This is a genomic window from Endozoicomonas ascidiicola, from assembly GCF_001646945.1.
Classification (GTDB): Bacteria; Pseudomonadota; Gammaproteobacteria; order Pseudomonadales; family Endozoicomonadaceae; genus Endozoicomonas; species Endozoicomonas ascidiicola.
The window spans coordinates 587,823-608,975 of the sequence record NZ_LUTV01000003.1; the positions used below are offsets into that span (position 1 = coordinate 587,823).

The window sequence follows — 21,153 nt, forward strand, 5'->3', positions numbered from 1 at the left end:
GCACCGGAAGCTGTGTTTCCAACACAGGCCTTTTCGAATATGCCTGACGACATTGGCGTGAAAGGTGTAACGAGACAAAACCTTTATCACATGACGTCTGCTGGTCATATAGAAAGTCGGTGTCGTTTACTGGCCCCAGAGAATAATACAGGCGTCATGTTTACAAAAATGAATGAGCGAGATGTTAGTGTACCGCCTCAGGCATTGAACGAAGTTTATAAAGATCATGAAGGGGCTGAAAGTCCATCCAGTGACTTCTTTTCTGCTGATGGTGCATCGTCCTTATTCTCGGCAGATAATGTACTGAAAATGGGTTACCCCAACAGGCTCAACTGAGAGCCTGATTTCAGAAGGAACTGGTATTATAAGTGCGGCGCAATAAAGTCTGGTTGTATCCCGGTTTCAGTAATTAACTGCTCGATATTTTGACCTGAGTACACTCCACATTGAAGCAGTAAAGTCTTAAAGCCCATTGCATTTCCACCCAAAATGTCTGTGTACAGCGTATCGCCAACCATCAATACTCTTGATGGGGCAGAGATACCATGGCTTTTGAATACATCTGAGAAAATAGCCTGATCAGGTTTTCCAAAGAGTACTGGCTTGGCAACTTGATGGGTCCGCTCAACAAAATCCATTAAAAAGTAGCCCGGCGTGGCCAGAACTTTGTCTCCGTAGGGAGCGCCAATATCGGGGTTGCCCACCAGTAATTCGAACTGACGACCTTTTGCAGAGTTCACCAGACCTTCCTGCATCTCACTGGTCCAGCCGGTACCCGTTATAAACAGCAATGTATCAACATTGTCTGGGATATGACCCATCAGATGGTTTAAGCGAGCGCTGTCTTTTAGTAGTGCATTAGATGGGTGCTCCATCGGCGCTATAACGCCCACGTTACTGGAGACAGGGTTCTTTTGCAGAAACGCTTCAGTAATATCCAGACTGGTCAGCACCTCATGGCTGGTAAAGTCAAAGCCACGACTTTTGTATTTTTCTGCAGCAGTGCTTTTATTGGTCATGGTGTCGTTTGAAACAACACAGAACGGGATATTACGTGCACGCAGTAATTGAATGGCTTCAGGTGCGTCTTCAATCGGTGTATTTCCACGGCAAAGTACGCCGTAAGAGTCTAAAAGAACCAGGTCGAACAAGTTTGTGATATCTGCCAGACCGGCAATGAATTTTGCTGGTGTTGCAGGTTTTTTGATCGCTGGATACCAGTCAAGATGCCTGGAGTAATAAGAATTCAGTAGGTCTGGCTCAAGAACGATCATTGTATTTGCCTGAAGCTAAGTCATTTGAATATATACCCATCGCCTTTCAAGTTGCTACGTTGTTGTCAGCGTTCGCTCACCCCGATCACATACTATCTGTAAGCTCACGGGACCCGAGGGCCTAAAGGCTTCGCTCTCTTGCCGGCTAGTAGCATCTTGAAATCCAATGGGTATAGGTCTTCGCTGGCGCGGATTATATCAAACCCTGTATTGGTTACGATAAGAACTGGTAAAAAGAGAAATGAGATCTTAGAGGCGAGAAGGCAGTATTAAGAGAGATGAGTCTAAGTGAAATCCTCCACCATCGGTGGAGGATAGATATTATTAGTTAGTCAGCGCAGTCTTGGTGCCATCTGCATGCCACTCATAAACCACAAAACTGAAGTCTTTCAGGTCGCCTTTGCCATCAAAGCCAAGTTCACCAGTAGGTGTCTTGAAGTTGTTGGCGCGCAGGGTAGCGGCTACTTTTTCCGGGTCTTCGCTGGAAGCCAGAGTCATGCCATCAGCCATAACCTGTACTGCAGAATAAGCCGGGAATACGAAAGGACCGGTTGGGTCTTCTTCTTTGGCTTTGAATGCTTCAACCAAACGAGCGTTGGCAGGATCCTGATCGAAACTCTTTGGCAGAGTGACCAGCAGGCCTTCGGAGGCTTTTCCGGCGATGGCGGAAATGTCTTTGTTGCCCACACCTTCTGGTCCCATAAATTTCACATCAAGACCTTTTTCAGCACTTTGACGCAGAATCAGGCCGAGCTCTGGGTGATAACCCCCGTAGTAAACAAAGTCCACACCTTCTTTTTTCAGCTTGGCAATCAGGGCAGAGAAGTCTTTATCGCCAGCGGTTACGCCTTCGTACAGAGCTACGTCGATACCGGCAGCGGTCACGCCGTCACGAACACTGGAAGCCAGACCTTCACCATACTGTTGCTTGTCATGGATGATGGCCATCTTGGTGGGTTTGATGGCGTTGGTGATATAGCCAGCAGCGGTTGGTCCCTGCATGCTGTCCAGACCGATGGTTCTGAATATCAGTTGATAACCGCGGGTGGTGATATCCGGGCTGGTAGAGGCGGCAGTGATCATCAGAACGCCTTCATCTTCGTAGATGTCGGACGCTGGCTGAGTGGAAGATGAGCACAGGTGGCCTACCACAAAACGGATATCGTCATTGACGATTTTGTTGGCCACGGCAACGGCCTGCTTTGGGTCACAAGCGTCATCATAGACAACCGCTTCAAGGCTCTTGCCATTGATACCACCGGCCTTGTTGATTTGCTCAATAGCCATTTTAGCGCCGACGAATTGCATATCGCCATACTGAGCTACCGGACCGGTAACCGGGCCTGCCAGGGCAATTTTGATGGTGTCAGCAGCGGATGCCATTGACGCACTGCTCAGGGCAATAGCAGCAGTCAAGACCGCCACGCTCTTATTAAAGGTCTTATTGAATGGTTTCAGCATGTCAGTCACTCGTTATTGTTGTTATTCGGGTCTGTTGATGTGCCGTTGAGAGTCTTGGTCACTCAGCAAAACATCAACAAATCCAAGCCCTAGTCATATTAAAGATTTTTTACAGGCATTCCAGTGATATGAAATGTTTTTTGAAGAAAAATAGAGAAAACATAAGGTTATTGATGTTGACTGGTTGTTCAGTGTTCAGTTGAGCAAGCTCGAGCAAAGGCCAAGTAACAAAAGCAGGATGAAAAGTTATATTAAAATCAATAGGTTGTTTGGAATGCGTGAAATAAGTGCTAAAGAGTTGGGTTTAAGTGTCTTCGGTTCTCTATAGTTATTAGTACGTTTAACAAAATTAGGGGAATGGATATGCCGACGGATAAGAAAAATTCACCATTTCAAAAAGCCGCTTGTCTCGCGTTAGCCATCACTCTTGATGTGGTCGCTCTGAGCTTTATATTCAGTGGTTCCTGAGTCAGAGCAAACCATGTTCTAACTCAGGTGACCTCATCTTGTCATTTTGTTCTGATCGTTTTAACTCCCTCAGAAGTACCAATCAGCAGCACATCAGCAGGTCTGCCAGCAAAAAGACCATTCGTGACGACACCGACAATGCTATTCAACTGACGTTCCAGCTCTACCGGGTTAAGAATCTTCATATTCCACACATCCAGAATCACGTTGCCATTATCGGTGATAACACCTTCACGATAGGCCGGATCGCCACCCAGTTTAACGATTTCACGACCAACGTGACTACGAGCCATCGGAATCACCTCCACAGGCAGCGGAAATTCACCCAGTACACCTACCGCCTTGCTTTCATCCGCGATACAAATGAACTCCTGGGCAACAGCGGCGATAATCTTCTCTCGAGTCAGAGCCGCGCCACCGCCTTTGATCAGGTGAAGATGCTCATTGGCTTCGTCGGCACCATCGATATAAAAACGCAGGTCGGCGATGGAGTTGAGGTCGTAAACCGGAATACCGTGGGATTTCAGCTGTTCAGTGGAAGCTTCGGAGCTGGATACGCAACCATCAAACTCATCTTTATATTCAGCAAGGGCATCGATAAAAAAGCGGGCGGTTGAGCCGGTACCAATGCCGATCACCATGTCCTTCTCAAGATGGGGCAGAATATATTGGAGCGCAGCGTCAGCGGTGGCTTTTTTCAACTGATCCTGATTCATGATGATTCCTGTTGACTGGGGCTGTTGGTCAGGCGGTAAAAATACCGCGTTATATTACATCATTTCAGAGCGTATGGGATGTGCCATCCTCAGCCGCTTTCCTGTAAACTACTGTGACTGCCTGAAACCAATAAAGCTAACCGACATCATCAGCAGGACAGCATGCCAAACAGTTATATTCGTAAAATACTGGAAGCCAGGGTGTACGATGTTGCCATCGAGACACCGGTCCATGAGGCTCGCTTCCTGAGTCAGCGCTTGAATAATAAGGTTCTTCTTAAGCGGGAAGACCTCCAGCCTGTATTCTCTTTTAAAATACGTGGAGCCTATAACAAGCTGGCTCAACTGACGGATGCTGAAAAACAAAAAGGCATCATTGCCGCGTCTGCAGGCAATCATGCCCAGGGCGTTGCACTGGCCGCCAGAGAGATGGGTATTAAATCCACCATCGTGATGCCCGTAACAACACCGGAAATTAAAGTAAAATCCGTTCGCGCTTACGGTGCGGATGTTATTTTGTTTGGCGATGCCTTCGATCAGGCGTTAAAGCACTCCTTTGAGCTGGTGGATCAGTTCGGCTACACCTTTATTCACCCCTATGATGATATCGATACCATCGCCGGTCAGGGCACGATCGGGATGGAAATTCTGCGTCAGCACACCGGTCCTCTGGATGCTATTTTTATCCCCGTGGGCGGCGGCGGTTTGGCGGCAGGTGTCAGTGCTTATATCAAATACCTGCGTCCTGACATCAAAATCATTGGTGTCGAGTTTGAAGAGTCCGCCTGCTTAAAGGCCGCTATGGAAGCAGGAGAACGTGTCATTCTGGAACACGTGGGCATCTTTGCTGATGGTGTTGCCGTTGCACAGATCGGCGAAGAAACATTTCGTATTTGTCAGAGCTGTGTTGATGAAGTGATCACGGTGAATGCGGACGAAATCTGTGCGGCCATCAAGGATATTTTTGATGATACCCGTTCTGTCTGCGAACCGGCTGGTGCGCTAGGCATTGCCGGCATGAAAAAGTACGTTGCCCGGGAAAAAGCAGAAGACCAGACACTGTTGGCGATCGCCAGCGGTGCTAACATCAATTTCGACCGATTGCGCTATGTATCCGAACGAACAGAGCTGGGTGAAAAGCGGGAAGCGATTATTGCGGTGACCATTCCTGAGGAACCGGGCAGCTTTCGGAAATTCTGCGAACTATTAGGCCGTCGCAGCATCACCGAGTTCAATTATCGTTACCACGATCATACCAACGCCAAAATTTTTGTGGGCGTTCAGGTGGATCCGGATCAAATGCCGGCCAACCAGTTGATCGAAGAGCTGAGACAGCATGGCTACCCGGTGACCGATTTAACCGATAATGAAATGGCCAAGCTTCATGTGCGTCATATGGTGGGTGGTCACAGTAAAGTCGTTGAAAATGAGCAGCTCTACCGCTTTGAGTTTCCGGAGCGCCCGGGTGCATTGATGAACTTCCTGAGCAAACTTGGCAAACGCTGGAATATCACCCTGTTTCATTACCGAAATCATGGCGCAGCCTATGGCCGGGTGGCTGTTGGTCTTGATGTGCCTGAGGACGAACGTCATCAGATTCCGGAATACCTTGATGCCATTGGCTACCAGTATTGGTGCGAAAACGATAACGAGGCTTACAAGGCATTTTTGGGCGACTGAATTTTCTCCCGATCTTGTTCCCATGTTGTAAGAGTGTCGCAAAACTCTAAACATCTGGTTCCCACGCAGAGCATGGGAACCAGAACACAGGGTTTAGCGACAGTCTCAATTCGTGAGAGCGAGATGAGGCACAGAACCGTATTTTTCAATTAAAACGTAAAAGAATCCGAGAGAAGTATGTCTAACCAGATCACCATCGCGCTCTCCAAGGGGCGCATCTTGAAAGAAACGTTGCCTCTGTTGCAGGCGGCTGGCATTGAGCCTGCGGAAGATCCAAATAAAAGCCGCAAGCTGATCATAGGCACAACCCATCCGGATGTGAGCCTGCTGATTGTCCGTGCCAGTGATGTGCCTACCTATGTGGAATATGGCGCCGCTGATATGGGTGTAGCCGGTAAAGATGTGCTGATGGAACACGGCTCTTCTGAACTCTACGAACCTCTCGATCTGAAAATTGCCCAGTGCAAACTGATGACCGCAGGAAAGGTGGGGGTTCCCGAGTCTACTGGCCGTTTAAAAGTTGCCACCAAGTTTGTCAACGTTGCCAAACAATATTACGCCTCCCAGGGAACTCAGGCGGATATCATCAAGCTCTACGGTTCCATGGAGTTGGCGCCGCTGGTGGGGCTGGCGGATATTATTATCGACGTTGTGGACACTGGTAATACGCTCCGTGCCAACGGTCTTGAGCCTCGGGATCTGATTGCTGATATAAGTTCCCGGCTGGTGGTGAACCGTGCTTCCATGAAAGTGAAGCACAAGCTAATCGGGAAAATTCTGGAACAACTGACCAAGGCTGTGGAGGAAAGGCAGGAATGACATCTGATGTAGCAAACCCTGTTCGATTGAACTTCAATAGCCCGGGTTTCTCGTCTCAGCTTGATCAGCTGCTGGCATGGGAATCGGTATCAAACGACGATGTTCAGGTTCGCGTAAAAGCCATTATCGAGCAGGTTCGACAAACCGGCGATCAGGCGGTTATTGACTACACCTGTCGTTTTGACCGGCGTCATGTCGGTGCTATGGATGAACTCATTCTGAACGCTGATCGCCTGAAAAAAGCCCTTGATGCGATTTCGGCTGAAGAACGGTCTGCTCTTGAAACTGCTGCAGCTCGAATCAGAGATTACCACGAGCACCAGCAACAAAAATCCTGGAACTATCAGGAAGCGGACGGCACATTGCTGGGTCAGCAAGTGACGCCGATGGATCGTGTTGGACTCTATGTGCCTGGCGGGCGGGCGGCGTATCCTTCATCGGTTCTAATGAATGCCATTCCGGCCGCGGTGGCGGGAGTGCCAGAAGTGGTCATGGTCGTGCCTGCTCCAGAAGGTGAGTTGAACGAACTGGTTCTTGCTGCGGCTGCCGTAGCCGGAGTGGATAAAGTCTTTACCATTGGTGGCGCGCAAGCAATTGCAGCGCTGGCTTATGGTACAGACACCATTCCCCGTGTGGATAAAATCGTTGGGCCGGGCAATATCTACGTGGCCACCGCCAAGCGAGAAGTGTTTGGCCAAGTGGGTATCGATATGATTGCGGGTCCATCAGAAATTCTGGTGGTGTGCGACGGTAAAACCAATCCCGACTGGATTGCCATGGATTTATTTTCTCAGGCCGAACACGATGAAGATGCCCAGGCCATTTTGATTTCACCAGACACAGCGTTTCTCGACGCCGTTCAGGAAAGTATCAATCGATTACTGCCCACCATGGAGCGCAAAGACATCATCGCCACCTCGTTGAGAGAACGTGGAGCTTTGATTTCAGTGCCAGACATGGAAGCTGCCTGTGAATTAGTGAACCGGGTTGCACCAGAGCATCTGGAACTTTCTGTAGATAACCCTGAAAACTACCTGCCAAAGATTCGCCACGCCGGCGCCATCTTTATGGGGCGTTATACCGCTGAAGTTCTCGGGGATTACTGTGCAGGCCCTAACCACGTTTTGCCCACATCAGGTACAGCAAGATTTTCTTCACCGTTGGGTGTGTATGATTTTCAGAAACGTTCATCAGTGATTCAGTTTTCTGCTGATGGTGCATCCAAGATGGGTAAGGTGGCTTCTGTTCTGGCAAGAGGTGAGTCACTGACGGCTCATGCGCGGTCAGCAGAGTACCGTATTAAGGGTAACTGAGAGCGGCAGAGCATATGATATAGTAAGGAAAACTCATTTGAATGACTCTCCTTACTATATTCATAATTGGCTGTTGCGGTTATTCTTCGGATCCGGGTTGTGGAGTTTCACCCGGTTTTTTATTCTGCCCATCCTTTACCAATTGTTTCAGTGCTTCTACGTCACTCTCTACGTTAGTTGCGAAAGGGTCTCTATCCTGAGAGGTCACATAATAAGTCGGATACGCCTGAACATCACCAGAGACCGGCTGATGGTGGTATTTCTTATCTGTCTCTATTACTGTTGGTGAGTCTTTATTATCTTTCTGAGTTACGGGGCCGGTAACAACCACAGTATCCTGAAATTCTTGAGTAATATCCTCACTGTTCTTGCTGAGTATTTGCTGCTTTACCTCATAGTTATTTTGAGGCGGAGACAGGTAAGACTGAGAGACAAAATTAACGCCTCCCAATGAGTAACCTACTAAGCATGGTTTTACTTTGGGAGTTTCTTTGGACTCTCTGTTTTCAAATCCATCCTGTTCCAGGCAGTTATCAATAACTCTTTTAATTGTATTCTCAATGTCATCGGATGGTTTACTGATGCCATGCTCTTTCATATGTTCAGTAACATCAACGAACGCAGTATGGGTAAAGAATTTTTTATCATCCAGGTCGTCTAGAGTTTCATAACGCTTACCATTTTGAACAGCGCGCCGAAATTGCAATGCACCAAGGTTAGTCTCTTTTTCCGCGGTGTCGATTAATACTTGCAATCCCTTTTGAGACGTTCTGCTCACAATCATGGCGTCAACTTTTGTATCCTGCTCTTGTTTCATGTAGTCCATAAAGCCGAGTTGCATATTAGCCGTTATTTGGTGGGCATCCCTGGCATCACCTACAAGAAATTCGCTTTTTTGGGCAAAGGAGTTTGGGAAACCACAAACTTCATTCTGATAACTTTTCAGAATTTCCATTAACTTTTTATTGGTTTCGCTGGCCTCACCGCTGTCTGTAAATAAAGGCGCTTGTGCCAGCTCATTAAAAGAGGGACCTGTTATTTTCTTATCACTATTAAAAAATGCCCGATTCCGCTCATTATATTGCAGTGGAGTATCGCCACTTCCAGCTCTTTCAAGCAATAGCTCTCTTGCGGCATCTCTCTTCTCTTTGTTGATTGCATGACCAAAGTCAGCGTAATTTCCGTCTCCAGATGCTGTCAGCAGAGTGATTTGTTTAGACTCTTGATTTAAAGTACCAGGGGCTGACATTTCAAATGTTTGAACCGTCATTGGGTAAAATGTTGCCGGAGTCAAATTATCCCCATATTTAATACAGCGACCTGGATTGTTGTTAATCAGGAGTTCAGTTTTATTGTCTTTCAGATTGAAGACACCTTCTGCCCCTACAGATTTGATTAACCGTACTTGAATACCTGTTTTATCATCGCTTTTGTCACCATATATTGAAGGAATATCTGTTTTAGTGTGACTTGGCAGCGGTATAAGCTCTGAATCCAACGCTTCTCTAACGGTAACGCCAAAATAAGCTTGCCCTTCAAGTGGCGTTTTTTGTGCATATTGATGCAAAGCTGTAATAGGTGTAGTTGGATTCGAAATTGCTGAGGCGGGCATAGCCATAATTACATTTCCTCGCTTACATTTTTAAATTTATTGAAAAATATATGGAGTATGAGTTTCAGAACTTCGACTTTCCTGTCTCTGTTGTACCGGCTCTTACAATATCCTGAGTTAGTCAGTGTTTTTCCTTGGCTAAAAAAATCAAGCTGCTGAGAGTGTGTACGTATAGTTCCGTGCTCCGAGATAACAATGTAGTACACACTCAAAATATTGCAGTCATAACTTAAACTAAAACGGTTCGGACGTCGGAAGGATTGCCCTGCCAGTGAGACAGGGGGATTAGAGAAAGTGAGAAAGATACTTGTTTTACAGTGCAGGGTATTGCACTTACAGTACGCTTTTGGCCATTAGCAGTGCACCGTGCATTGCATCGCCTTTTGGCAGGGTAGCGATGGATACAACGTCTTTTGGCAGCGAGGGCAGGATAAATTCACTCAGGCCGCCAACCAGTGCACATTGGCTGGCTCCACGCTGATGTAATACTCGAATCATCATGGCTGCATCGTTGGCAACTTCCCGAATAAGCTGCGCTGCCAGCTTATCGCCTTTGCTCAAGTGCTCTATCACCGTTGGCCCATAGGAGCCATAGTCTCTTGGCAATGCACTATCCTGCCAGGCAACGGCATTTTCAGGGTTGTTATCGAAGGTTGCCATAATGGCTTTGCTTAAAGGTGTGGTGTCTTTCATACCTTCATGGGCTAGCAGAGAGTAGCGAATGGCTGCCAAGCCAAGACTTGCACCACTGCCATGATCGGAAATTGGAAAGCCCCAGCCACCCAGAGTTTTCATTTCGCCCTTGAGAAAGCTGGCACCACATGAGCCGGTGCCCAGAATTAATATGGAACCATCTTCGCCGTTAAAGGCGCCCATGCAGGCGGCATAAGCATCGGTTTCCAGAAAAATGCCCGCAAAAGGAAATGGCCAGCACATGACCATATCGTGTTCTTTCTTTTGGTTAACACCCGCCAGCCCAAGCCCTGCATACATACGGCTAAAGTCGCTTTCTTTCAGGCCGGCTTTATCCATGGCTTCGCGGGTCGCCTGCATGATGGCGTTGCAGGCGGAATCTAATCCTGTTCTTGGGTTGGCACTCCCGGCAAAACCCTCACCGAGAACAGTGCCGTGAACATCGGCAATACGTGCCCGACAGGATGTTCCACCGCCGTCTATACCCAATAGCAGGGCTTCATTATTGTTTGTGTTGTCCATAGTTGTCATGATGTCTCAGTCCTTCAGACAGCTGTAATCCGAGAGGGTTACACCGATACTTTCCAGCGCTTGCGGCAGCTCTGAACTGGTTAGAATGGCCAACTCACGGGTTCTTGCGGTTGCGTAGCGGCTGGCTTCCAATAATGGTTCATCAATCAGCGCAGGGTGTGCCATCAGTTCCAAAACCTGCACTCTGCCCAGGTGGTGTTTAACGATATCGAGAAGGTGTTCACTGCTCAGGTTCTCGCCATAAAACTTGTCAGAAAAGCCAAGGCTCTTACCTTTATATTGAGTCATTTCATTATCCGGGCGCAGTGGCACCTGGTATTCATCCGACAGTTTACGGGTAATCGGCGCAACCAGAGGGTGGCGGTGACAATGATGATGTCCATCCATATGGCTTAACTCAATGCCAAGGCTCAGGAAGTGCTCGATTTGTGCGCGGAGTTCTTTCTCAATCTCTTCTGGGTTCATGGATTGGTTATCCCAGAATAAGCTCTGGTTTTGCAACTGACCAGAGACGTCTAGAAGGGAGTCAACATTGTTCGCCATTGCAGAACCGGCGGTCAGGCGTAAGTGAATACCGACTTTAAGATTTGGGTTTTGGCGAGACAGTTCGGCTGCGTGTTGTTCAGCAGGCATACCGGCCATCAAGGTTGTGGAGCGAACGATCCCTTGCTGGAAGGCTTCGATAATACCCAGGTTAACACCGCGGGTGAGGCCGAAATCATCGGCATTGACGATTAGCTTCATGGTTTGGACTTCCTGCCTTGCTCCCGAATAATTCGGGAGCAAGGCGAGTGGATAGGCAATGAAAAATGCTTACTGATTGGCAAATTGTGGCAGGTAATCCCGATTCTCCGCGATAATATCGTCAAGAATCTTCTTACCGGTTGCCAGATCCGGCACCAGTGGATTAAGAGCCATGGCCATCATAGCCTTGTCATAATCCCCGTAAACAGCAGCGTCAATCGCCAGTGTTTCGTAAGCTTTCACTTGCTGCAGAAGACCGTTCAGGTGTGTGGGCATGGTGCCAAAAGAGATGGCATGGGCGCCATCAGCACCAACCATGGCATTGATCTCAACGACAGCGTCATCGGGCAAACCATTAATGGCGCCATTATTTCTGGTATTAACGACATTAATCGTTTTTTTGTCATTCCAGATGGCATCGACCAGATCCAATGACACTTCGGAGTAATAAGCGCCACCACGTTTTTCCAACTGTGTCGGTTTGTGATCCAGATTCGGATCTGCATACAGCGCAAACAGCTCCTCTTCGGTTTTCATTACCTGCTCAGCACGGGTGCCGCCGGATTTTGCCGCTTCCAGTTCATCTGCCAGCATGGCTTCTTTCAGATAGAAGTAGCGGTGGTAAGGGCAGGGCACCACACCGAGGGCTTTCAGGAACGCTTTGTCCCACGGTTCCTCTTTGATGTTGTTCATATTCAGACTCGCACCGTCGCCTAATAGGCGCAGTACTTCCTGAGTTTTGTCTTCACCGGCTACAGACACTTTATGAACCCAGACCATGTGATTCAGGCCGGCAAAGTCCATAGACACTTCTTCTGGTGTGACGCCCAGCATACGGGCGGTGGAATAGTGCATATTGATGGGCACGTTGCACAGCCCCATCACTTTGACATTGGTGTGTTTAATGACCGCTTCAGTCACCATACCCGCTGGATTGGTGAAGTTAATCAACCAGGCATCGGGCGCCACTTCTTCAATATCACGACAGATGTCGAGAATCACCGGAATAGTACGCAGGGCTTTGGCGAAACCGCCGGGGCCGGTGGTTTCCTGGCCAATCACGTTATATTTCAGAGGAATGCGTTCATCCCGGGCACGGGCCGCTAAACCACCAACACGGAATTGAGACATAACAAACTGGGCGCCTTGAATGCCTTCACGGCGGTTCAGCGTTGACCAGACTTTAATATTGACTCCGGCCTTGTCCAGCATCCGTTTGGTAAAGTCTTCAATGATGCTCACTTTATGAGCACCGTCTTCTACATCCACAAGACAGATTTCTGTCACAGGCAGCTCACGGATTCGGCGGATAATGCCATCAACCAGCTCGGGTGTGTAGCTACTGCCACCGCCAATAATCGTCAGCTTTAGATCTTTCATGTTGTATTCCCGAGAGTTCATTTCCCCTGGTTAAGGCGGCGAACGGACTCTCTTGTTCTTAATTCAGGTTTGAAAGTGGGCAGTACAGGTAATGGCTGGCCTTTCATCAGACCGGATAAAGCGGCGGATGCCTGCTCGGCCATCTCCTTGATCGGGAAATGCACTGTTGTCACTGAAGGGGTCAAAATGGTACAGACGCTAACACTGTCAAAACTCACCAGAGAGATATCACCGGGCACTGTCATATTTCGTTCACGAAACAGATCAAAGGCGCCCACTGCCATCTCTTCACTACAGGAATAGACGGCAGTGATATCCGGATGTTTTTCCAGAATATCCGCCATCGCCCGATAGCCACCTTCGCGGTCGTAGTCTGCTTCGGCGACCAGAGTTTCATCCACTTCAATGTGATGTTCCCGCAGCGCCTGCTCATAGCCTTTGAAACGCAGGCGGGCGGTTAAACGTTCTCTGGGGCCCGCAAGGCAGGCGATTTTCCGGTGGCCGTGCTCGATCAGGTGATTGACGGCCAGCTGTCCTGCGGCTTCATGTTGAAAGTCGATGCAGCGATCCTCAAGCCCTTCAACCGTACGGTCCAGGATGACAAAAGGGGTTTCCTGTTGCGCCAGCTCTATTAACTCTTCGTCGTATAAGTTGCGGGCATGAAGAATAAGACCGTCGCAGCGCATATCGGTGAGCCGTTGAATGGCGTGCACTTCGCTTTCCCGGGAGCGCTTGCCCCGGCTGATCAGAAGAAATTTGCCCTGTTGATCCATCTCTTCCTGAACAACCGCCATCAGCTCGGAGAAAAAAGAGCCGCGATAGGAAGTGACAACCAGACCAACCGTGTTGGATGACGAGGTGGCTAAAGAACGCGCCAGCGGATTAGGCCGGTAATTCAGTTTCTTCATCGCATTGTGGACGCGTTCACGTGTTGCTGCTTTGATCTGGCCGGTCTCATTGAGAACACGGGATACCGTGGCTCTTGAGACCCCTGCCAGTTCTGCTACGTCCTTTATGCTCGCCATTATTTTCTCCTGATCATTTTCTTGTGCTGCGTATTACTGCGCTGCTGAAAATGACCGTGTTCAGTCGTCTGATTAATTGTTTTGATCCAGTCGTTGATAGAGACGAACCATCTCTTCAACCATATCCTGTGCCAGCATTGAGGTCATCAGATGGTCCTGTGCATGAACCAGCAATAGAGAAACCGGTACTTTGCCTTCATTGCCATCCGCTGCAATCAGTGCTGTTTGCATTTTATGAGCCAGTCTGCCAGCTTCGCGAGAATCAGCAAGGGATTTTTCCGCTTTGTCGAATTCGCTGCAACGCGCCTGTGACAAGGCTTCCATCGCCAGACTTCTGGCTTCGCCGGATTTAACAATCAGTTCCATGATGACGTTATCTACGTTCATGGTCGTCTCCATAATCAAGTGGTGGTTTCCCGCTTACATAAGATAAGCGGGAAAGAAAAGGTCAGATATTATGCGGTAACCGGTTGGCCAGTTTTTTCAGCTTGGGTTGTGCCCGACAGACTGGTGTTTTCCTGAGCCAGAAGCTGTTTTTCGTAAGCCTTGAAGAATGGCAGGTAAACCAGAACGTCCAGAACCAGCAGGAAGGCTGTCAGGATAGAGGCTTTAAATGCCCAGCCAGCACCCCATGCGGCACCAATCAGTGCGGGCGCAGTCCATGGTGTTACGGCAATGGCCTTATCAACGATCCCGGTGTTTACTGCGAAGTAAGCAATGATGGCGTTCATGACCGGAGCCAGTACAAAAGGTACGAACAGGGTTGGGTTCATGACAACAGGAGCACCAAACATAACCGGTTCGTTGATCTGGAATACGCCTGGCAGGAAGCTCATGCGGCCAACACTGCGCAGATGAGTGGCTTTACTGAAACTCATCAGGAATACCAGAGCCAGTGTCGCACCGGCACCACCGATAAAGATGTAGAAATCCCAGAAAGGCTGAGTGAACAGGTTAGGCACGGTTTCACCGGCAGCGTAAGCAGCCGCGTTTGCGCCAATGTTCGCCAGGAAGATAGGCGACAAAATACCAACAACAATGTTGGCACCGTGAATACCGGCAAACCACAGCAGCTGGCTCAACAGAATCGCACCCAGAATCGCAGGCAGGCTGTTAGAAGCAGACACCAGTGGTTTAAACACGGCCATCACTGCTTCAGGAATTTGCATGCCAAAGTTGGTCTGAACGAAGAGACTCAGCGGATACAGCGTCAGGAAGATCATCAGAACTGGAACCAGCAGGGCAAAAGATGCAGCGATAGCTGGTGGTACTTGCTCAGGCATACGAATCGTAATGTTGTACTTTTTCAGAATACGAGTTAGTTCAACGGAAAAGTATGCCGCCAAAATTGCAGTGAAAATACCGGTGCCGGCAAAGTGGTTCAGTGGCAGCGCCCAGCCTTTTTCAGGCGCAGCGATCAGCAGAAACGACATTGCAGACAGCGCCGCAGCACCAATGCCATCCATCTTGTAGGATTTAGCCAGGGAGTAAGCGACACCCATGGTGATGAACAGGGACATAATGCCCATACTCATGGTCCACGGCATCACGATGGTTGGGCGGTGAGCGGCAACAAAGTCCAGCCATGCACGACCAAAGGCGTTTGTTGTGTCCGCCGCAAAAGGAGGGTTGGCAAAAATCAGAATGAAACTGCCCACAATAATGAAGGGCATCGCCACCAGAAAGCCATCGCGCAGCGCGGTAATGTGTCGTTGAGCACCGAGCTTACCGGCGATCGGCCCCAGCTTCTGCTCTACAAATTTTATGAGTTGGTCGTACAGTTTCATTACGTATCCCCAGCTAAAAAGAGTTTTTTGTTATTAAGCGATTACTGCTTTGCTTTTTATGCTTCCAGCAGGCTGAGGGCCTGATCCAGAACTTTTTCCCCATTCATCATGCCGTAGGACATCGGATCAATGGCTTCAACCTTTTTGTTCAACTCTGCAGCCTGAGCCTGGAAGTCAGCCAGCTTGAACTTCACCTGTGGGCCTAAAAGGCATACGTCGTAAGCTTCAATGGCTTCGTCAAAGCCGGACATTGCTATTGCTGCGATTTCTACTTCCAGACCACGATCAGCGGCTGCCTGTTCCATTTTCTTAACCAGCATGCTGGTGGACATTCCGGCGCTACAGCATAGGAAAATCTTTTTCATGATTCCGACTCCGACGTTCGGTTTCCAGGGCTTCTGTGCTGGCGGTCCCTCAATGGGGGGGTGAGCAGGAGTGCCGGGGAAAACGGTGATTGAATAATGGTTTACGATGAATATGAAATCACAGAAGGAAGTTCTGTGCAATCGGTTTCTGTAACCGGTTTCATAATGGTTTCTACATTCCCATTTCGGTATTTGGCTGGGTGTTAACTTATTGAAAATACACTCTTTTTTATCGAGCCTTCTCCCTAGTCACATAAAATGTTTTTATTTTAAAAGTAGACTGGTTGCTGTTATCAAAAGCTGTTCTTGTATTTCTTTGATGTGGGTCAATGAGCAGCTATGCGGATTGTTGTTTGTTTTTGAAAAATTGACTTAAAACAAAGTTACAAACAAAAACTTGAAACCGGTTGCAGAAACCGGTTACATTTTTCTGACGTAAAGATAAACTGACAATCGTTTGATACGGCGACTGCTTCTTACAGTAAGAATGAAATCAAGAGGCGAGTTGGAATCTGGACGGTTTTAAGGTTCCTACAGTCAGCATAAACAGAAAGTTCTGTCTTTCTATAAAAAACAGAAACACACCAGAAGTTAATGGGGATTAATTAGAATGTTTAAAAAATCACTGATTGCCAGCGCAATTGCCACTGTGGCAGTTCTCTCTTCCGGTACTGTTGTTGCCGATGGTGGAGAAGGTTTTATTGATGGCTCCTCCATGGATTTGGGGGTTATGTACTATGGTCGTGAACGAGATCATGAAAACGCAGGCAATCAAATTCGAGTGCACGCTCTGGGTTTGAATGCCAACCTGAAGTCAGGCTATTACAACGGTTGGCTGGGTGCTGACTTTTCTGCAGCAAGCAATATTGACTTGATGGGTGGCAGCGGCCATGGTCAGTCTGAAGTGCTTTATTACGATAATAAAAATCCAGGTGATGAGCGAAGCTCTGAACGCGTAACAAAAGCGCGTATCAAGATGAAATTTGGTGATGAGGCACTGGGCGCTGATATCAAAGCGGGTTATACCGATATCAATGCTGGTGTTATTGGAACCTCTGCAGGGATTAACGCCCATTCATATCGTGGTATTGATGCCAAACTCAATATGGATAACCTGCAGCTTGCTTATGGACGGGCGGATCAGTTCCAGAATGATTGGGATGATAGGTTCCGTGACCTGACTAACTCATGGCATCAAAACAAAAATAACACCGGTGGTGAGCAGATTGATTTTATTCATTCAATCGGTGCCCGTTATGACCTGAATGGAAATGGTTGGGTTGATGCGGCTTATGGTGAAGGCAAGGACTACCGTAAAAATTATCACTTAGCGGGTTCTTACAGTTTCGATCTGGAAGAGCTTGGGACGTTGACTTTAACGTCTTACTACCAGTCTGGTAAGTATGAAGAAGGCGGTGCATATACTTATGATGCTGATCCTTCAGACAGTGGCGTAGATATGCAGTCTGTTGAAAAAACAGAGCGTGAGTACACTTGGAGTAGCAGTGCGGCTCTTTCTCGCGGTAACTGGAACTTCCTCACTGGATATGGTCAGACATCTGCAAAAGATAGCGGTGAGTATCAACTGCGTCTGACGGCCTGGGCAAACAGCGATCATCGTAATTTCTTGCAGACGTGGGCGCAGTTGGATGACTTCCTTTGGGATGGTCAAAAAGTCGTTAAGTTTGCAACTTCCTATAACTTTGATGGTGACCTGAAAGGTTTCAGTACGGGTGTCAGCTACAACTACGGTTGGGATAACTACAACAATCGTGGAACGGCAACTGAAAACCGTGATGGTGAAATGCACGCACTGGACTTCCAATTCAGCTATGCCGTTCAATCTGGCCCAATGGAAGGATTGTGGCTGGGTGTATTCCCGGGCTTCCTTCGTACCACCGATACCGATGTGAAGGATGATCGTAACGACATTAAAGTGATGGCTACTTACAATATCAGTGTCTTTTAATTGTTTAATAAAGTTCCCATGAACGACATGGGAACCTATTTTCTCCACTTCCTGTAACAATTGCTCTGTGCGTTATTTCCGGGCTATTAAGCCCGGTTTCTTTTTTGCCTAAAATTTATGAACTGTGACGGTATAAAGAAATCAGTTTGTTGCTTTGCGACAAGTTATTCCGAACGGCTGCTTTGAACACCGATAATGCTATTTCTATCAAACATTGAAATGAGGGAGCTCATGAAAAGCATCATAACCGCTTTTGAAGTTTATATTCCCCGCAGCCTACCCGACCCGACCCGACCCGACCGGTTCATTGAGGCGTTACCTGATTTCAGTTAAGTCTCGAATGATCAGTTTATCGCCTACTGTTATCATCAGGGCGGCGGCATGAGAAGGACAAATGTACTATTAATATACCTCCGGTGTAACCAGAAGTATGATAATGGCAAACTACACACCAATGGTCGTTAGGATCCAGTCACTCATTGAACCTCGTAGCGAGATTCACATTACTTACCCTCTTCCAGAAATCATATTTATCGCTTACATCAGTATCCTGAGTGGCCATACTAAATGGAAAAGCATGGAATGGTTCGCTAAATACAACCAATCCTGGTTTCGTCAGTTTTTCCCTTATACATACGGTTTTCCTTCCCATGATACGATTGCAACAGTCTTCAAACTGATTGATCCAGAAGCTTTTTCACAGTTGTTTGTTGAATGGGTAAGAGACACGGTAGCTGAGATGAATGCTCTCAAAATGGGGCCTCATCCTGAAAAAAACGACAACGTCATAGCGATAGACGGTAAGGCCCTGCGTGGCTCTCGCCCTTCCAAAGGCAAAAAGCTGGTTCATATCGTTAGCGCCTACAGTTCAGAGCTTAAGTTGATATTAGGCTTTACTCCCGTTGATATGAAATCCAACGAGATCACTGCCATACCCGATGTTATCGATACCCTCTTTGTGGAAGGCGCTTTGATCACCAGTGACGCTATGGGCTGCCAGAAGACTATCTGCAAAAAAAATCATTGAAAAAAAGGCCGATTATTTACTTTGTGCGAAGGAAAATCAGCCCACACTGAGTAGCAATATCGAAGCCTGTTTCACTCAATATCTGGAAAATCATCAGAAGGATCCAAAGCCTGAAGATAATAATCCCGCCTTTGCAGAAACTATTGAAAAAAACAAGGGGCGGCAAGAACACCGCCGTTGCTGGGTGTTTAATAATGTAGCGGATATTGACCCAAAGCAAGAGTGGCCTGGGCTTCAGCAATTCTCGGTTATCCAGAGAGACCGATTGATCGGCAAAAAGCAAACAACAGAGTTGCACTTTTATATTGAAAGCAGGGAGATGACGGCAGCCAGTGTTCTGAGTGCAGCACGGAACCACTGGAGCACTGAAAATGGGCAACATTTGTCGTTGGATGTCAGCTTTAGGGAAGACGCTTCTAAAATCCATGAGAGAACAGCGGCAAAAAACATAGCGACGGTTAGGCGCTGGTGTTTCAATGCTCACAAGAAAAGCTGTCGCTTTGAGAAAGAAAGTATGGCAAGCCGGATTGAGCTGGCAGGATTAGATGCGGACTATCGAACTGAGCTGGTACTGGAGACGTTGCGTCCTGACTAATCGTTTGATTTAAACTGACCTGTAGGAGCGTTGTAAGATCCAAGCTTTGTATAAGGCCGTCAGCTTGTGTGTGAAAATTCCATATATTGGTTTCATTTTGGCAACCTCGGGAGAAATACAGATTAAATAACCTGATAAGACTCTATCTAAAAGCTTGGATGTCATGAGTAGGATTAGAAATTAAACTATAGTGCATCCGATGCCTCCGCCCTGCTGTTATCATGAGCTGAGTACCGTCAGGGCTGAAGCGTGCCTCTTCAGGTTGGGTCTCATATTCAATACGTTCCACTTCTTGCCACCGTTCATTATTGATCAGTTTATGAAGCATAACTGTATTCCTGCTTAGCGCTAGAAAGAGGCAGCCGGCAGGATGAAATGAAGCGGTTTCGAGACGGTCGAAGTTTGTTTGCGCAGGAATAGAGCCAGCTTTTCTGGTGATATTTCCATTGGCTATTTCCCATATCTGTGCGATTTCTCCAGTTCTTCCGTTATATTGATAGGACAGATATAAGTAGGAACTATCCGGGCTAAACCCTATATGCGTTACCAGGCCCCGGTGCTCAAGTGCGAAAAAGGTGGTTTCTTGCAGGTGATCACCTGTCAGACGGTTAATTCTCAAAGAGGCATCATAAGGTGCTAATACATAGCGGCCATGCTCATCAGGATTTTCGCCATAGGATGTTGTAACAATATATTGGCTGTCGGGGTTGTAGACGATATGGAATATTTTTCCTTCGTGTTGGACGGTTCCTTTCTTCTTCCAGGAGTCTCCTGACGGTTCCCATATATCGACAGCATTTGGCTTGTCGGTATCCGGGTCAGTGGTGAAATAGCGACCATTGGGGCTGAATCTGGCGGGAGAGTCTGCGTGTGTAGAAGCGCCTCGAAACCAGTTTTTGTGAGGCAACGATGTCTGCCATGAGTGTTGAGATGGGCATGAGTGCTGTTATCCGACGAGTATTCTTGTCGCCAGTGACCATCAGTAACCCCAAAGATGGCCGAACCTGATTCTCCAGACTGAGGTGATATAACGAGCCGGGTTGATTCTGAGTTAAAACCGCAATGGCTCGATGGAACGACTTTAATAGTAAACTCGGCTTGATGAGTCCACCTGTTATTTACTTGCTGGAGTATCTTCAATGCCCTCCCTCCGGCACTAAAAAAGTATTCACCATTGGGGCTAAAACCAAATTCGACATTTGAGCAGCCATGGGTATGATTAATTTCAAGCTGCAGCGACTGTGATCTAACTATTTGTACTTGATTATTCCGCAGTTTAACTGCATAAAAATCACCATCAGGGCTGACGCAGAATTCTTCTATGTTGTCAGAAAATACTAAAGTTTGATTAACTCTCGAACATAGCTTTTCAGAGTTTCTTGAATTCAAGTAATAAATACATAACCCATAACTTTTCTTACATCAATCCCAGTTAACTCTTTGAAAGCCTCATAAGGTGTTTTGTAGTCAAGGCATTTTCTAGGTCTATTATTCAGCTTATCAACCGCTATGATGACTTCTTTTTCTGTAACGTTATTAAGCTCCATCGACTTGGGGAAATACTGCCTGAGTAGCCCATTAGCATTCTCATTCTGACCTCTTTCCCAAGAGTGATACGGAGCAGCAAAGTAACTGTCACACTTCAACGCTTTGTCAACCTCTTCATGCTGAACAAATTCTTTTCCATTGTCGTA

General features: G+C 47.5%; 20 protein-coding genes. 7 read left to right on the forward strand and 13 right to left on the reverse strand.

Annotation, left to right across the window (positions count from 1 at the left end):
- Positions 1–39: 39 nt before the first annotated feature.
- On the forward strand, positions 40–336 hold the full coding sequence (locus AKL11_RS10090; RefSeq protein WP_067516967.1) for a hypothetical protein: 297 nt from the start codon (positions 40–42) through the stop codon (positions 334–336).
- A gap of 26 nt (positions 337–362) precedes the next feature.
- On the opposite strand, the gene AKL11_RS10095 is transcribed toward AKL11_RS10090, so the two are convergent.
- The 3 genes from AKL11_RS10095 to rpiA all read right to left on the reverse strand — a co-directional run bounded on the left by AKL11_RS10095 (position 363) and on the right by rpiA (position 3,919).
- Positions 363–1,274: an HAD-IIA family hydrolase gene (locus AKL11_RS10095; protein WP_067516969.1), complete on the reverse strand. Its 912-nt coding sequence runs from the start codon at positions 1,272–1,274 to the stop codon at positions 363–365.
- A gap of 324 nt (positions 1,275–1,598) precedes the next feature.
- Positions 1,599–2,735 carry a branched-chain amino acid ABC transporter substrate-binding protein gene (locus AKL11_RS10100; RefSeq protein ID WP_067516971.1) on the reverse strand — a complete coding sequence of 379 codons (1,137 nt, stop codon included), beginning with the start codon at positions 2,733–2,735 and terminating at the stop codon, positions 1,599–1,601.
- A gap of 509 nt (positions 2,736–3,244) precedes the next feature.
- Complete coding sequence (gene rpiA / locus AKL11_RS10105) at positions 3,245–3,919, reverse strand: ribose-5-phosphate isomerase RpiA (RefSeq protein ID WP_067516973.1); 675 nt, start codon at positions 3,917–3,919, stop codon at positions 3,245–3,247.
- A gap of 117 nt (positions 3,920–4,036) precedes the next feature.
- Between rpiA and ilvA the strand changes: the two genes are divergently transcribed.
- The 3 genes from ilvA (at position 4,037) to hisD (ending at position 7,731) form a co-directional block, all read left to right on the forward strand.
- On the forward strand, positions 4,037–5,599 hold the full coding sequence (gene ilvA, locus AKL11_RS10110) for a threonine ammonia-lyase, biosynthetic (protein ID WP_301335653.1): 1,563 nt from the start codon (positions 4,037–4,039) through the stop codon (positions 5,597–5,599).
- 177 nt (positions 5,600–5,776) lie between these two features.
- Positions 5,777–6,418 (forward strand): ATP phosphoribosyltransferase, encoded by a 642-nt coding sequence (gene hisG, locus AKL11_RS10115; protein WP_067516977.1) that lies wholly within the window; start codon positions 5,777–5,779, stop codon positions 6,416–6,418.
- Entirely contained in the window at positions 6,415–7,731 is a 1,317-nt protein-coding gene (gene hisD / locus AKL11_RS10120; RefSeq protein ID WP_067516979.1) for a histidinol dehydrogenase, read from the forward strand. Before hisG ends, hisD begins: the two co-directional genes overlap by 4 nt.
- A gap of 79 nt (positions 7,732–7,810) precedes the next feature.
- Here the strand turns inward: hisD and AKL11_RS10125 are convergent, their stop codons facing one another.
- The 8 genes from AKL11_RS10125 to AKL11_RS10160 form a co-directional block, all read right to left on the reverse strand.
- Positions 7,811–9,349, reverse strand: coding sequence for a hypothetical protein (locus tag AKL11_RS10125; RefSeq protein WP_067516981.1), 1,539 nt, complete (start codon positions 9,347–9,349; stop codon positions 7,811–7,813).
- Positions 9,350–9,676: 327 nt separating this feature from the next.
- Positions 9,677–10,567, reverse strand: a complete 891-nt coding sequence (locus tag AKL11_RS10130) for a glucosamine kinase nucleotide-binding domain-containing protein (protein WP_095210294.1) — start codon at positions 10,565–10,567, stop codon at positions 9,677–9,679.
- A 6-nt stretch (positions 10,568–10,573) separates the two neighbouring features.
- On the reverse strand, positions 10,574–11,311 hold the full coding sequence (gene chbG, locus AKL11_RS10135) for a chitin disaccharide deacetylase (RefSeq protein ID WP_067516983.1): 738 nt from the start codon (positions 11,309–11,311) through the stop codon (positions 10,574–10,576).
- 69 nt (positions 11,312–11,380) lie between these two features.
- Entirely contained in the window at positions 11,381–12,691 is a 1,311-nt protein-coding gene (locus AKL11_RS10140) for a 6-phospho-beta-glucosidase (RefSeq protein WP_067517323.1), read from the reverse strand.
- 17 nt (positions 12,692–12,708) lie between these two features.
- Entirely contained in the window at positions 12,709–13,716 is a 1,008-nt protein-coding gene (locus AKL11_RS10145) for a LacI family DNA-binding transcriptional regulator (protein ID WP_067516985.1), read from the reverse strand.
- A gap of 72 nt (positions 13,717–13,788) precedes the next feature.
- Positions 13,789–14,103, reverse strand: a complete 315-nt coding sequence (locus AKL11_RS10150; RefSeq protein WP_095210295.1) for a PTS lactose/cellobiose transporter subunit IIA — start codon at positions 14,101–14,103, stop codon at positions 13,789–13,791.
- A gap of 68 nt (positions 14,104–14,171) precedes the next feature.
- On the reverse strand, positions 14,172–15,503 hold the full coding sequence (locus AKL11_RS10155) for a PTS sugar transporter subunit IIC (protein ID WP_067516989.1): 1,332 nt from the start codon (positions 15,501–15,503) through the stop codon (positions 14,172–14,174).
- Between the two features lie 56 nt (positions 15,504–15,559).
- The gene (locus tag AKL11_RS10160; protein WP_067516991.1) at positions 15,560–15,868 is read right to left on the reverse strand and encodes a PTS sugar transporter subunit IIB; all 309 of its coding nucleotides are present in this window, start codon (positions 15,866–15,868) and stop codon (positions 15,560–15,562) included.
- A 610-nt stretch (positions 15,869–16,478) separates the two neighbouring features.
- Between AKL11_RS10160 and AKL11_RS10165 the strand changes: the two genes are divergently transcribed.
- The 3 genes from AKL11_RS10165 (at position 16,479) to AKL11_RS10175 (ending at position 19,459) form a co-directional block, all read left to right on the forward strand.
- The gene (locus AKL11_RS10165; protein WP_067516993.1) at positions 16,479–17,837 is read left to right on the forward strand and encodes an OprD family outer membrane porin; all 1,359 of its coding nucleotides are present in this window, start codon (positions 16,479–16,481) and stop codon (positions 17,835–17,837) included.
- A 454-nt stretch (positions 17,838–18,291) separates the two neighbouring features.
- Positions 18,292–18,864: an ISAs1 family transposase gene (locus AKL11_RS10170; protein ID WP_253705191.1), complete on the forward strand. Its 573-nt coding sequence runs from the start codon at positions 18,292–18,294 to the stop codon at positions 18,862–18,864.
- Positions 18,818–19,459, forward strand: a complete 642-nt coding sequence (locus tag AKL11_RS10175; protein ID WP_067516997.1) for an ISAs1 family transposase — start codon at positions 18,818–18,820, stop codon at positions 19,457–19,459. The genes AKL11_RS10170 and AKL11_RS10175 overlap by 47 nt, the downstream gene beginning before the upstream one ends.
- 142 nt (positions 19,460–19,601) lie before the next feature.
- Here AKL11_RS10175 and AKL11_RS10180 read toward each other — a convergent pair whose 3' ends face one another.
- Together AKL11_RS10180 and AKL11_RS10185 are read right to left on the reverse strand one after the other, a co-directional pair.
- Complete coding sequence (locus AKL11_RS10180) at positions 19,602–20,366, reverse strand: WD40 repeat domain-containing protein (RefSeq protein ID WP_067516999.1); 765 nt, start codon at positions 20,364–20,366, stop codon at positions 19,602–19,604.
- Between the two features lie 478 nt (positions 20,367–20,844).
- Positions 20,845–21,153 (reverse strand): IS30 family transposase (locus AKL11_RS10185; RefSeq protein WP_067517001.1); only part of this gene is annotated, 309 nt, incomplete at its 5' end.